This window comes from Bradyrhizobium sp. LjRoot220, assembly GCF_964252915.1.
Taxonomy (GTDB): Bacteria; Pseudomonadota; Alphaproteobacteria; order Rhizobiales; family Xanthobacteraceae; genus Bradyrhizobium.
In genome coordinates, this window is sequence record NZ_CAXUPS020000003.1 from 846,040 (window position 1) to 857,529 (window position 11,490).

The window sequence follows — 11,490 nt, forward strand, 5'->3', positions numbered from 1 at the left end:
GAACGCGCCTTGGTTTCCAATGTTCCTGGAAGCGTCTTACGCAGTCGCGCGGATCACCTTGGCGACCTTGTCGATGATTTCGCCGATCTGGTCCTCGCTGACGATCAAGGGCGGGGTCAGCGCCAGCGTATCGCCGGCCACCCGCAGCATCAGGTCGTTGTCGTGGAAGGCGCTGTTCAGCCCGTCAAAGCCACGCTTGCCGGGCAGGTCCGGACGCGGCGCCAGATCAATGCCGGCGGTGAGGCCGACGGTGCGGATATCGACGACGCCAGGTTCCTTCCGCAGCGACATCACAGCATCGGCGAATTTCGGCTCGAGCCCCCGCGCGCGCTCGAACAGTTTTTCGTCGCGGTGGATGTCGAGCGTGGCAAGGGCCGCCGCGCAGGCCAGCGGATGCGCCGAATAGGTATAACCGTGGGTCAGTTCCACAGCGTGTTCCGGCCCGCTCATGAAGGCGTCGTGGATGGTGTCGCGCACCAGCACGCCGCCCATCGGCGCGGCGCCATTGGTGACGCCCTTGGCGAAGGCCAGCATGTCCGGGACCACGCCATAGCGCTCGGCGGCAAAGGCAAAGCCGAGCCGGCCAAAGCCGGTGATGACTTCGTCGAAGATCAGCAGGATGCCGTGCTTCTGGGTGATCTCGCGCAGCCGCTTGAGATAGCCCTTCGGCGCCGGCAGCACGCCGGTCGATCCGGCCATCGGCTCGACGATCACGGCGGCAATCGTATTGGCGCCGTGCAGATTGACCAGCCGCTCCACATCGTCGGCGAAATGCGCGCCATATTCCGGCTCGCCCTTGCTGAAGGCCTGCTTCTCGCGGTCGTAGGTATGGGAAATATGATCGACGCCCGATAGCAGCGAGCCGTAGATCTTGCGGTTGCCGACAATGCCGCCGACGGAGGTGCCGCCGAAGCCGACGCCGTGATAGCCGCGCTCGCGGCCGATCAGCCTGACACGGCCGCCCTGACCGCTGATCTGGTGATAGGCCAGCGCGATCTTGAGCGCGGTATCGGCCGCTTCCGAGCCAGAGTTGCAGAAGAACACATGGTCGAGGCCGGCGGGCGCCAGATCGGCGAGGCGGCTCGCCAGCTCAAAGGCCTGCGGGATGCCGAACTGGAACGGCGGCGCGTAGTCGAGATCGGCCGCCTGCTTGCTGATCGCCTCGGCAATCTGGCTGCGGCCGTGGCCGGCATTGCAGCACCACATGCCGGCGGCGGCATCGATGACCTTGCGGCCGTCGACCGTGAAGTAATGCATGTCCTTGGCGCCGGCGAGCAGCCGCGGGTTCTTCTTGAAGGCGCGGTTCGCGGTGAACGGCATCCAGTGCGCGGCGAGGTCGTTCGGAACGTTGACCTTGGGAGAGTTGGGGCTCTTGTCCAGCATGGCAGGCCTCGTTGGTTTTGAGGGCGCGGGATTGCCTGCCAAACTATCAGTTTTGCGCTGCGCCGGGAACGCCAATAGGCGTGATATTTCCGCGCAATCGAGCGGTTCAGAGCGTTTTCAAGCGAAGTGGAGACCGGTTCGCATAGCAATCAAGTTTACGCAGATTGCGTAGTAACGCTAGAGATCGTCGGCCGTAATGTAGAAGACTTCGGCTTCGGAATCCTCGGTGTCGAGCCACATCAGCGGCAATTGCGGATAGGCCGCTTCAAGCGCGGGCCGGCAACGGCCGATCTCGCAGAGCAGCCCGCCATCCGGTGTCAGATGCTGTTTGGCCTCGTCGAGGATCCGCCGGACGATGTCGATCCCGTCAGCGCCACCATCGAATGCGAGCTTCGGCTCGGCGCGGCATTCGCGCGGCAGCGAGGCCATGCCTTCGGAGTCGACATAGGGCGGATTTGAAATGATGAGATCGTAGCGTTTGTCGCCCAGCGGCTTGAACAGGTCGCCGCGGTGCAGCGTGAGGCGATGCTGCAGCCCGTAGTCGGCAACGTTGCGCGCGGCGACTTCGAGCGCGCCTTTTGAAATATCCACCGCGTCGATTTCGGCGTTGGGAAAACTCCGGCTCGCCAGGATCGCAAGGCAGCCCGAGCCGGTGCAGAGGTCGAGCACATTTTCCACCGCTTCCGGATCCGAGATCAGCGAACCGCCGGTCACGTCCTCGTCACCGCCGAAATGCGAATCGAGCAATTCGCCGATGAAGGAGCGCGGCACGATGGTGCGCTCGTCGACATAGAACGGCAGGCCGCGCATGTAGATCTTGTTGACGAGATAGGCGGTCGGCGTCCGCGTGGTGACGCGGCGCTCGATCAGGCTGAGGATCGCCTTGCCTTCGGCCACCGTGACCCGCGCGGTCGCAAACGCCTCGAACTGGTCGGGGTGAAGATGCAAGGATTCGCAGACCAGGAAGGCGGCCTCGGCGACCGGATCGGTGGTGCCGTGCGCGAATACCAGTTTGGCTTCGATGAAGCGGCTGACGGCATAGCGGACAAAATCCAGCAGCGTCAGCAATTCGCCGGCGCCGACCTTTGGAAATTTCGGCTTGGTTTGTTTCGGCAGAACGCGGCCGCGCTTGACGGTAGCCTTGCTGGGTTTGGCCATCAGGATTTGGTCCAGCGTGCCGCGGCATCGTCGTCGTGTTCGCGCGCGGCGATCCAGCTGGTTCCCTTCGCGCTTTCCTCACGCTTCCAGAACGGCGCATTGGCCTTCAGATAATCCATCAGGAACTCCGCCGCCTGAAACGCGGCCTGGCGGTGCTGCGACGCCGCCAGCACCAGCACGATGTTCTCGCCCGGCGTGATGCGCCCGACGCGATGCACCACGGTGAGGCCGGTCAGCGGCCAGCGCGACATTGCTTCATCGGTGTGCCGTTTGATTTCGGCCTCCGCCATGCCGGGATAATGTTCGAGCGTCAGGGCGGCGATCGGTTCGCCGTTCTCGCTGCCGCGGCAGATGCCGCTGAAGGTCACGACCGCGCCGACATCGTTGCGGCCCTTGGTCAGCGCCGCAATCTCCTGCGCGATGTCGAAATCGGCTTGCTGGATGCGGATGGTCGCGGCGGCGGTCATTGGGCTTTCTTCTTTTGACGCGTTTTTCTTAACGCAGATAAGTCTACGCAATCTGCGAAAACTTGATTGCCTTGCGAACCGGTAACCGTTTCGCTCGAAATCGCTATGCTAACCGCCGGTCATCGGCGGAAAGAACGCGATCTCACGGGCGCCTGATATCATCGCATCCGGCTTGACGTGGGTATGATCGATCGCTGCCCGGATCACCTTCGGCTTCTCGAACGCGTAGGCATAGGTCTCGCCGCGCGTGGAGAGCCACCCGATCAAATCGTCCACCGTGCGCACGCCGGCCGGCGGTTCGACCGTTTCCTCCGCGATGCCGATCCGTTCGCGCACCCAGGCGAAGTATTTGACCTTCATCCCTCATCCTCCTTGATGAGGTGGTGGATGCCGGCGCGGAAATAATCATAACCGGTGTAGATCGTGAAAATCGCCGACGTCCACAGCAGGAATATCCCGATCATGGTGGTGGGAGCAAAAATCTGCTCGCCCGCCTCGCCGGCGATCAGAAAGCCGATCGCGACCAGTTGAACGGTGGTCTTCCATTTCGCGAGCCTGGTTACGGGCACGCTGACGCGGAGCGCCGCAAGATATTCCCGCAAGCCCGAGACCAGGATTTCGCGGCACAGGATCACGATGGCGGCCCACAGGGTCCAGCCATGGATGCTGTTGTCGGCGGCCAGCATCAACAGGCAGGACGCCACCAGCAATTTATCGGCGATCGGGTCCAGCATGCGGCCGAAGGCGGACTGCTGATCCCACATCCGCGCATAATAGCCATCGAGAACGTCGGTCACGGCGGCGGCGATAAAGAGCGCCAATGCGACCCAGCGCAGCCAGAGCGGGCCGTCCATGATGGATTGGGCATAGACGCAGCCGACCACCACCGGGATGGCGGCGATACGGGCATAGGTCAGGATATTCGGCAGGGACAGGCTCTTGGACTGGCCCTTGGTGGTTGCGATGTTCATCCGTCTTACCAATACCGCTCAGGCGTGAAGGTCAACCGTGCAGGCCCAGATGATCTGTCGCAGGCGACGGCCAAATGAAACGCCCATGTGAATCGGCCCCCTTTACCCCGGTTGCGCGTGGAAAAACTCGAAAATCTTGCGGGCGCTTTCGGCGCTGACCCCTGGAACCTTGCCAAGGTCGGCGATCGAGGCCCGCTCGATTTCCTTCAGCGTTCCAAAGTGATGCAGCAAGGCACGTTTGCGTGACGGGCCGATGCCCGGGATCTCCTGCAGACCCGCTTCGCGGATGTCCTTTTTGCGCAGTTTGCGGTGCGATCCGATCACAAAACGATGCGCCTCGTCGCGCAGCCGCTGGATGAAATACAGCACGGGATCGCGCGGTTCGAGCTTGATCGCCTCGCGGTCCGGCATGAACAGCGTTTCGCGGCCGGCGTCGCGGTCCGGCCCCTTGGCCACCGCCAGCAGGGCGACCTGCGTCAGCCCCAGGGTCTGGAAGATCTCCCTGACGGCGTTGAGCTGGCCGCGGCCGCCGTCGATGATCACCAGATCCGGCCATTGCGGAAACGAGTCATCGTCGGCCTTGATCGGCGCCGCATCGCCCTCCGGCGGTTTCAACAACCGCTTGAAGCGCCGCTCCAGCACCTCGCGCATCATCGCGTAATCGTCGCCGGGCGTCAGCCCCTCCGACTTGATGTTGAACTTGCGATACTGGTTCTTGATGAAGCCATCCGGTCCCGCCACGATCATCGCGCCGACCGCGTTGGTGCCTTGGATGTGGCTGTTGTCGTAGACCTCGATGCGCTTGGGTGCATGCGGCAGTCCCAGCGTGGTGACCATGCCCTCCAGCAGGCGGCTTTGGGTCGCGGTATCGCTGAGCTTGCGGCCGAGCGCTTCGCGGGCATTGGTCAGCGCGTGCGCGACCAGCTCTTTCTTCTCGCCGCGCTTCGGCGTCGAGACTTCGACCTTATAGCCGGCCTTGACGGCGAGGGCATCCGCCAGCAACGCGCTTTCCTCGATCTCGTGCGACAGCAGGATCAGTTTCGGCGGCGGCTTGTCGTCGTAGAATTGCGCGAGGAACGAGGCCAGCACTTCCTCCGGCGTGTAGGATTTCTCCGCGCGCGGGAAATAGGCGCGGTTGCCCCAGTTCTGGCCGGTGCGGAAGAAGAACACCTCGACGCAGGAGTAACCGCCCTCCTGGTGGATGGCGAACACGTCGGCCTCTTCGACCGTGCGCGGATTGATGCCCTGCTGCGACTGGATCGCCGACAGTGCGGCGAGGCGGTCGCGGTAGAGGGCGGCGGTCTCGAATTCGAGTTCGGCGGACGCCTTCTCCATTTCGCCGGCCAGTTCCTGTTTGACCAGATGGCTGCGGCCGGACAGGAAGTCGTTGGCCTCGCGCACCAGCTCGGTATAGCCGGGGAAATCGATCTCGCGGGTGCAGGGGCCCGAGCAACGGCGGATTTGATAGAGCAGGCAGGGCCGGGTGCGGCTTTCAAAGAAGCCGTCGGTGCAGGAGCGGATCAGGAACGCACGCTGTAGCGCCGTAATGGTGCGGTTGACCGCGCCCGCGTTCGCGAAGGGGCCAAAATACCGCCCCGGCCGCGACTGCGCGCCGCGGTGCTTGAGAATCTGCGGCGCCCAGTGGTCGCCGGTGATCAGGATATAGGGAAACGACTTGTCGTCGCGCAGTTGCACGTTGAAGCGCGGCCGCAGCTGCTTGATCAGATTGGCCTCGAGCAGCAGCGCCTCGGTCTCCGTCGTGGTCGAGATGATCTCGACTGTCACGGTTGCCGCGATCATGCGCAGGATCCGCGCCGGCAGCGGCGCGTTGACGCGGGCGTAGGAGGCAAGCCGCTTGCGGACGTTCTTCGCCTTGCCGACGTACAGTACATCGTTGCCGGTGTTGAGCATGCGATAGACGCCGGGCGAGGTCGGCGCCAGCCGCACGGCGTTTTCGATCGCGGCATGGCCGACCGCGAGCGGGCCTTCGGCTATGGCCTCGGTGGTGTCCTCCGCGGCTTCCGGCAGGCGGGCCTCGTCCTCTTCCTCGGCCGCAGACGTCGCCGGATCGACGTCGGCGGAGCCAGGTTCCTGTGCAAGATCCTGTGCAAGGTCCTTTGCAGGCAAATCCGGCTGGGAACCCGGCCGCGGCTTGCCCGGGGCCTTTGGAAGGTCCCCGGAATCGGGATGGTTGCTAGAATCGTGATCCATGGGCCCAAATTAAGCGCTGGAAGGCAGCATCGCCAGCGTGCGACGGCGATCGAGGCCGCGCCTGTAACACATTCTTAAGAGTGATGATCGGCCGGTAACCGGGCTTAATGACCCTTTAACTTAAAACTCTCGATAAATCTTACGGGAAAAAACTGGAATTCCGTAACCAAACCGGCCTCGGCCGGAGGGTCACGGCTGTCGCGTGGTGGAGTGGTGTGATGGGCAGCTTGGTTTTGCGAGCGCTGGTGCTGGTTGCTGCAGCCTGGACGATGTCGGCGCAGGCAGCCGATGTGAATTACGGATCGCGCGCGCCCTATACCGTCAATCAGCCGCTCAACGCCTATAGCTGGGCCGGTCCTTATCTCGGCGGCAATCTCGGCTATGCCTGGGGCTCGGTCGACAACAACCCGACCAAGCCGTCGGGCTTCTCGGGCGGCGTCCAGGCCGGCTACAACTGGCAAAACGGGCCATGGGTGTTCGGCCTGGAAGGCGATATCAACGCGACCGGCGCAGCTGACACCTTCGCACCGTGGAAATTCTCCAACCCGTGGTTCGGCACGGTGCGTGGCCGGGTCGGCTACGCACTCAACAACGTGATGTTCTACGGCACCGGCGGCCTCGCCTTCGGCGAGCTGCGCGCCACCACGTTCGGCCTGTCGGAATCTCACACCACGGCGGGCTGGACCGCAGGCGTCGGCGCCGAAATGGGCTTTGCGCCGAACTGGAGCGCCAAGGTCGAATATCTCTATGTCGATCTGTCCAACACCAATTTCGTCATCACCGGAGCATCGAACGGCTATAGCTTCGGACTGGTACGCGCCGGCGTGAACTATCGCTTCTGAGAACAAGAAAACGAAAGAAAACGAAAGAAAACGTCAGATACAGCCTCCCGGCGGCCGCAAGTCGCCGGGATTTTTTTGTTACGCAATTTGTTTCGTAAGTGGCATGCAGCCAAGGCCTATGGGCGTGGCCTGAACGGCTAAATCGCACAGCGACACGATCCGAGGGCACGGGCTTTGCGCTCGGCTGGATTCCTTGCAGGCAAAAATTCAGTCCGCTTTCACCGCGACGTCAGCCCACGATCGAGCGTCAGCTCACGGTGAAATCACCAGGTTGACCGCCTTGGGGCCTTTGCCCTTCTTGTCCGGCTCGACCTCGAATGTAATGCGCTGTCCTTCTGTCAGATCCTTCAATCCGGCCCGCTCGACGGCGGTGATGTGCACGAATACATCGCGGCCGCCGTCATCGGGCTTGATGAAGCCGTAGCCGCGTTCTCCATTGAAGAACTTGACTGTACCAGTCGTGGCCATCGGGAAACTCCTCCCCCGTATTGCTCCGCCGCTACGCGCATGTCGCGTAGCAGCCGACCGGACTTTCGCTGCCGGAAGCTTGGCCACCTGAACCGACCGGGTCACGCCACCGATCAGCCTGGATTTTTTTAGGCCTTGATCACTCCGCCGCAACCATTCGCGGAAGCGGAACGTAAAGCCAGTCTCAACGGCCTGAGCATAATACGGTTTCGCGCAAATTGGCCATGGCTCAATCGCACTTTTCGCCCCCATGCACTGCCTTCAAGGCTTACCCCCAAAGGCTTCCGCTCAAGGCTTCCCGTTCAAGGCTTGGGAGTCTCGAGTCTGAAACGGCCGGCGCCGCCCTGGCCGAGCGGTTTTTCCAATTCGGGTAAAACGGTCTTCAACTCGCCCGCCAGCGTCCACGGCGGGTTGACGATCAGAAGCCCGGTGGAGGTGAGGGGGCCGCCGGCCTGCTGCGGCGCGACGCTGAATTCCAGCCGCAGACATTTCCCGGCCGGTTTGCTGGTTTCAGCCACGGCGGCGACATGTCGCGCCAGGCCGTCGGTGATGCGCCGGCTTTTCACCGGGTACCACAACAGATAGCTGCCGGTCGGCCATTTCGCGTAGGCCTCGGCAAAGCCGTCGGCCAGCTTCTCGAACTCGTTCTTTTCTTCGAACGACGGGTCGATCAGCACCAGGCCGCGCCGCTCGTTCGGCGGCACGAAGGCCGGCAACGCGGTCCAGCCGTCGAGGTCGACCACCCGCGCCTGGGTGTCGCGCCGCAGCGCATCGATCAATTGCTTGTGGGCTTTCGGCTCGATCTCGCAAGCCGTGAGACGGTCCTGCGGCCGCAGCAGCGCGCGTGCGATCAAGGGCGATCCGGGATAGGCTTTCAGCTCGGCTTGCGGGTTGAAAGCCCTGACGATGTCGAGATAGGGCGCCACCAGCGGCAGCGCATTTTCCGAGAACCGCGCCTGCATCACCCGTGCGATGCCGGTCAGCCATTCGCCGCTGCGGCGAGCCTCATCGCCGCTGAGATCGTAACGGCCGGCGCCGGCATGGGTGTCGATGACGCGAAAGGCCGCAGGCTTTTCCTGCAGATAGGTCAGCATCCGCACCAGCACGATGTGCTTGATGACGTCGGCAAAGCCGCCGGCATGAAAGGCGTGTCGGTAGTTCATTAAGAGGAGTTACGACATCGGGGCGAGGAAAGTAACCCATATCGTCGGTCGCGCGCGTGGGCGGAACAAAGATCATTCCCTCGTTGCTCGCAGCGACGGCAACGATGTCATCCGGGTCGGCGGCTTCGGCCGGTGACCGGCGGCACCGGTGAGGATGTCATCAGGGTAACGGGTGAGCTCCACGATCTATTTTGCCAAGGGCGACGGCGCGTGCCTGACGCAGCTTTGGCATAGAGGGGGTCCCGGCCATCCACGTACCCTGCAGACGACAATAAAGCCGTGGATGACCGGGAACGCAGACAACTCTGGACAGTCTGCGCAAGAGAATTGCTATGCCGGATTGCCATGCTTGGGCATGCATGACGGAAGCGGATCTTCAGCTGCCCCGCACCGGCGGCATCACCACTTCGTCGCGACGGCAGGCGCGGCGGTCGATTTCCTCGCAGGCGCGGAATTGCAGGTCCTTGCTCATGCAGACCCTGACTTCGCTGAGGCGCCGGCTGGTGCAGATCACTGATATCGCCGAACTGCTCAGGCCGGGATTGGACTTGATGAAGGCTTCCTCGAGCGCCTCCGGGGCGATCGTCTTCGATTCCGATAATTGCAGGAATTCCTCGGGGATCTTCACCGCCGCGCGCGCCTTGCGGATGTTCTCGAAATAGGCCCGCGCGCCAAGGCCGGAACAAGTGCCGTGCTTGTCCCATTCGTTGAAGATCAGCCCGGGCGCCGGCATCAGATCCAGCATCGACGACATGACGTTGCGGTCGAGCCGGGGCGAGGGCCGCTGGCAATATTCGGGAAAGCCGCGCTCATATTGCGGCCACAGGCCATGGACCACGAAGGAGAACGGCCGCCCGCACTGGATCTGCGCCGAACGTCCGTTGTTGCCGCGTTCGGTGGCCGCCTCGCAGAAGGACGGCGACCACGACAGCGCCAGCACGTAGAAATCGAACTCGCCGGGGGCGTTCTGGCGGCGGTCCTGCGCGGCGGCGTAGCCCGCGGTGATCAAAACAAGTGCCAGCGAAATGAGCAGCCGTGAAACAATGACCGATCGAAACATCAAACGCCCCCTTACTCGGCAAAACTTCGTTTACTCGATGGCGCGAGCCTAGCAGGGAGCCGGAACATTTCAAGAACAAAATTGGCAAGCGCCCCAAACCCGCGGGCCGGCGGCCTCGGCCGGGGATTTCAGGCGCGAATCACGCAGTCCCTTATCGCCGTGATTTAAGGCCGCGCGGCCTTGCAGCCGGGGTTATAGGCCCAGTTGCGGTCAAGCCCGGTGACGCACCACTCGACCCCCTGGCCAAAGCCGGCAAAGCCGCCATCCTCGAGGATCGAATAGTGCACGTGGCGCACCTTGCCGTCGCTCAGCATCACGTCGCCGCTGCAAAAGCGGCGCGGAATGTTGTCGGATTGCCAGGGCCGGAACGCGATTTCGTGGATCCGGCCATAGGCGGTGATGGTGAGGGCCGAATTCCAGAAGGTGCTTTCCTTCTCGCGAAACTGCGAAATGATGGTCGGCAGCGCCTTTTCGCACACCGCAACGCGGCCGTCATAGTCGGGACCGAACAGCCCGAAATTCAGCTCCAGCGGATTGGCCGCCTGCGCCGGTTGGCCGAACGCCAGGATGGCGAGGGCCGCAGCCAGGCCGAGTGCTTTCAACGAAGTGAAGAGGGTGCGCATGGGAATTCCGCCGGTCATCCAACCTGCGGGACCGTGCCGCGAAGCCCGGACAAGGTCAAGTGCAGCGCGGCAACACCTTGCAGACAAGTCGGGGTTCGGCCGCAACCATTCTTTTCACGGCCGCCGGCGCACTCTATGGTGTTGCCAGCGAATGGAGTCTGCGATGCAAAGAATTGGGGCCGCGTGCCTGGTTGCGATGTGCGGGTTGCTGGTGGCTGCGCCGGCGCAGGCCGGCTGGGTGCCGCCGTTCAAGGGCAATGATACCGGCGGCATTATTGCCTATTCGCTGGCGAGACAGGCGGATGCCCGCCAGCTCGCGGTCGATCACTGCGCCGGCTACGGCAAGGTGGTGAAATTCCTCGCGGTGCAGGCTTACGACGGCGGATATGTCTCCTTCGCCTGCCGCTGGGTGCCCTATGGGGCCAACGCCCGGCCGCTGCGCACGCTCTACTGAGCCGGACCACCACGACCGAACGAAATAAGGGGAGCGCGAGCATGGCGCGACAGCTTCATTCATTTTGTCTGGCGCTTGGCCTGCTCGCGTCGTGGCCTGCAAGCCATGCGGGTGCCGTCGAACTGCCGGTGCGCAAGGCCGGCCTGTGGGAAATGAAGGTGCTGAATCCCGGCACGCCCGCGCCCGAGATGACGATGCAGCAATGCACCGATGCGACCACCGACAAGGATATGAGCACCTCGTTCTCGCCGATGGCCAAGGACGTCTGTTCGAAACAGGACATCCAGAAGACCGCGACCGGCTATGTCACTGATTCCGTCTGCGGCATCGGCGGCATGTCGATCAAATCGCATGCGGAAATATCAGGCGACTTCAACTCCGCCTACACCGTGAAGTCGACCTCGAACAGCACGGGCGGTCCGGCCGGCGTGCCGCGCGATTCCACGGCCACGATCGAGGCAAAGTGGCTCGGCGCCTGCAAGCCGGATCAAAAGCCCGGCGACATCATGATGCCGGGTGGCTTCAAGATGAACATCAAGGACATCGAAAAGCTGAAGGGCCTGATGCCGAAGCAGTCGGGGAAGTGACGAAGTCTCGGTGAATCGTCGTCCTTGCGAACGCAGGGACCCATACGCCGTGCCGTACATTTTAAGAGGTCCTGTTCGACGGCTTTTGTTCGACAACCAAGCC

Annotated in this window: 13 protein-coding genes; 3 read left to right on the forward strand and 10 right to left on the reverse strand. The window is 62.9% G+C overall.

Annotation, left to right across the window (positions count from 1 at the left end; all coding sequences use genetic code 11):
* Positions 1-36: 36 nt before the first annotated feature.
* The 6 genes from ACSQ84_RS18150 to uvrC form a co-directional block, all read right to left on the reverse strand.
* Entirely contained in the window at positions 37-1,383 is a 1,347-nt protein-coding gene (locus ACSQ84_RS18150) for an aspartate aminotransferase family protein (protein ID WP_436213037.1), read from the reverse strand.
* Positions 1,384-1,560: 177 nt separating this feature from the next.
* Entirely contained in the window at positions 1,561-2,541 is a 981-nt protein-coding gene (gene prmB, locus ACSQ84_RS18155; RefSeq protein ID WP_436213038.1) for a 50S ribosomal protein L3 N(5)-glutamine methyltransferase, read from the reverse strand.
* A complete protein-coding gene (locus tag ACSQ84_RS18160; RefSeq protein ID WP_436213039.1) occupies positions 2,541-3,008 on the reverse strand; it encodes a molybdenum cofactor biosynthesis protein MoaE in 468 nt (155 codons plus the stop codon). Before ACSQ84_RS18160 ends, prmB begins: the two co-directional genes overlap by 1 nt.
* Before the next feature lie 108 nt (positions 3,009-3,116).
* The gene (moaD, locus tag ACSQ84_RS18165) at positions 3,117-3,368 is read right to left on the reverse strand and encodes a molybdopterin converting factor subunit 1 (protein ID WP_436213040.1); all 252 of its coding nucleotides are present in this window, start codon (positions 3,366-3,368) and stop codon (positions 3,117-3,119) included.
* Positions 3,365-3,979 carry a CDP-diacylglycerol--glycerol-3-phosphate 3-phosphatidyltransferase gene (pgsA, locus tag ACSQ84_RS18170; RefSeq protein ID WP_436213041.1) on the reverse strand — a complete coding sequence of 205 codons (615 nt, stop codon included), beginning with the start codon at positions 3,977-3,979 and terminating at the stop codon, positions 3,365-3,367. The genes moaD and pgsA overlap by 4 nt, the downstream gene beginning before the upstream one ends.
* Positions 3,980-4,081: 102 nt before the next feature.
* A complete protein-coding gene (gene uvrC, locus ACSQ84_RS18175) occupies positions 4,082-6,190 on the reverse strand; it encodes an excinuclease ABC subunit UvrC (protein ID WP_436213042.1) in 2,109 nt (702 codons plus the stop codon).
* Between the two features lie 218 nt (positions 6,191-6,408).
* Between uvrC and ACSQ84_RS18180 the strand changes: the two genes are divergently transcribed.
* A complete protein-coding gene (locus ACSQ84_RS18180) occupies positions 6,409-7,032 on the forward strand; it encodes an outer membrane protein (RefSeq protein ID WP_436213043.1) in 624 nt (207 codons plus the stop codon).
* A gap of 252 nt (positions 7,033-7,284) precedes the next feature.
* Here ACSQ84_RS18180 and ACSQ84_RS18185 read toward each other — a convergent pair whose 3' ends face one another.
* From ACSQ84_RS18185 to ACSQ84_RS18200, 4 genes are all read right to left on the reverse strand, one after another.
* Complete coding sequence (locus ACSQ84_RS18185) at positions 7,285-7,500, reverse strand: cold-shock protein (protein ID WP_436213044.1); 216 nt, start codon at positions 7,498-7,500, stop codon at positions 7,285-7,287.
* 302 nt (positions 7,501-7,802) lie between these two features.
* Positions 7,803-8,663, reverse strand: a complete 861-nt coding sequence (locus tag ACSQ84_RS18190; protein WP_436213045.1) for a 23S rRNA (adenine(2030)-N(6))-methyltransferase RlmJ — start codon at positions 8,661-8,663, stop codon at positions 7,803-7,805.
* 376 nt (positions 8,664-9,039) lie between these two features.
* Positions 9,040-9,723, reverse strand: coding sequence for a ribonuclease T2 family protein (locus tag ACSQ84_RS18195; RefSeq protein WP_436213046.1), 684 nt, complete (start codon positions 9,721-9,723; stop codon positions 9,040-9,042).
* Positions 9,724-9,887: 164 nt separating this feature from the next.
* Positions 9,888-10,346: a hypothetical protein gene (locus ACSQ84_RS18200; RefSeq protein ID WP_436213047.1), complete on the reverse strand. Its 459-nt coding sequence runs from the start codon at positions 10,344-10,346 to the stop codon at positions 9,888-9,890.
* 163 nt (positions 10,347-10,509) lie between these two features.
* Here ACSQ84_RS18200 and ACSQ84_RS18205 point away from each other — a divergent pair, with 163 nt between their 5' ends.
* Together ACSQ84_RS18205 and ACSQ84_RS18210 are read left to right on the forward strand one after the other, a co-directional pair.
* On the forward strand, positions 10,510-10,800 hold the full coding sequence (locus tag ACSQ84_RS18205) for a hypothetical protein (protein ID WP_436213048.1): 291 nt from the start codon (positions 10,510-10,512) through the stop codon (positions 10,798-10,800).
* A 41-nt stretch (positions 10,801-10,841) separates the two neighbouring features.
* Entirely contained in the window at positions 10,842-11,387 is a 546-nt protein-coding gene (locus ACSQ84_RS18210) for a DUF3617 domain-containing protein (RefSeq protein WP_436213049.1), read from the forward strand.
* The last annotated feature ends 103 nt before the right edge of the window (positions 11,388-11,490 follow it).